The sequence below is a fragment of the Arthrobacter sp. 9V genome, assembly GCF_902506065.1.
Lineage (GTDB): Bacteria > Actinomycetota > Actinomycetes > Actinomycetales > Micrococcaceae > Arthrobacter.
This window is the reverse complement of record NZ_LR733019.1, coordinates 1-1,046: the sequence shown is the minus strand read 5'-3', so window position 1 is coordinate 1,046 and position 1,046 is coordinate 1. Positions and strand designations below refer to the sequence as shown.

Annotated in this window: 1 protein-coding gene and 1 pseudogene; both read left to right on the top strand. The window is 70.7% G+C overall.

Features of this window, described 5'->3' with window-relative positions; all coding sequences use genetic code 11:
• Positions 1-589, top strand: a pseudogene (locus tag BACI9J_RS23410) (dolichyl-phosphate-mannose--protein mannosyltransferase); the annotation flags it as partial.
• A gap of 48 nt (positions 590-637) precedes the next feature.
• The coding region (locus BACI9J_RS23405) for a hypothetical protein (protein ID WP_159736721.1) at positions 638-1,046 on the top strand (409 nt) is incomplete at its 3' end.

Genomic DNA, 1,046 nt, shown 5'->3' with positions numbered 1-1,046 from the left:
GGACAGCCTGCAGAACTGGTGGCACTACCAGTCGGAGATCTACGCCTTCAACATCGGGCTGCACACCCCGCACTCGTACCAGGCGAACCCGCTGCTCTGGCTCGTGATGCAGCGCCCCACGTCGATGTTCTACGTCGGCACGGACGCCGGGCAGGACGGCTGCTGGGCGGACCGCTGCGGCGAGGCGATCACCGGCATCGCGAACCCGTTCATCTGGTACGCCTCGGTCATCGCGACGGTGGCGCTGCTCGTGCTCTGGGTCCTGCGCCGGAAGTGGGAGTACGGCTTCGTCCTGCTCGGCGTCGCGGCGGGGTACCTGCCCTGGCTGATGTACGTCGACCGGACGGTGTTCCAGTTCTACACGATCGCCTTCGAGCCCTACATGCTGATGGCGCTGGCCGCCGCGATCGGGTTGGTGCTCGGCAGACGGAGCGACGAACGGTCACGCCGGTCGCGGGCGATCCTGTGGGTCGGCGTGTACCTGGGCGTCGTCGTGCTGGCCTCGGTCTACTGGTACCCGATGTGGACGGCGATGCAGGTGCCGTGGGACTTCGTCCGGTCGCACTACTGGATCCCCAGCTGGCTCTAGCCGGCAGGTCCGGCCGGTCCGGCCGCGCCCGTCGCGGTGGGCGCGCTGGTGGCGACCACCGCCGGTCTGGAGGCCCGTGGTCAGGTCGTCGACACAGCTGCGGCTCTCGTCGAGGAACGCCTGGTACCCGCCGTTGCGGTGCCGACGCACCACGTCGACGAGCTTCGTGGTGGACGCGGGCGAGCCGGTCCAGCCGACGAGCAGCTGCAGGTTCTCGGGGGCGGGGAGCCGCTGGACGTCGAAGCCCTGCCACGCGTCCGCGTCGGCCAGGATCGCGGACACCGCGTGGTCCCCGCGCATGGCGGCGAGCCGCTCGCGGTCCGGGGCGCTGTAGCGCAGCCACCCGCCGAACGTGCTCGCGGCGAGGTCACCGCCCGAGGCCCGGGGGTTGACCCGGATCGTCGCGAGCAGGGCGACCTGGAAGCGCTGGCGCTGGGTCAGACCGATGCCGTAGAAG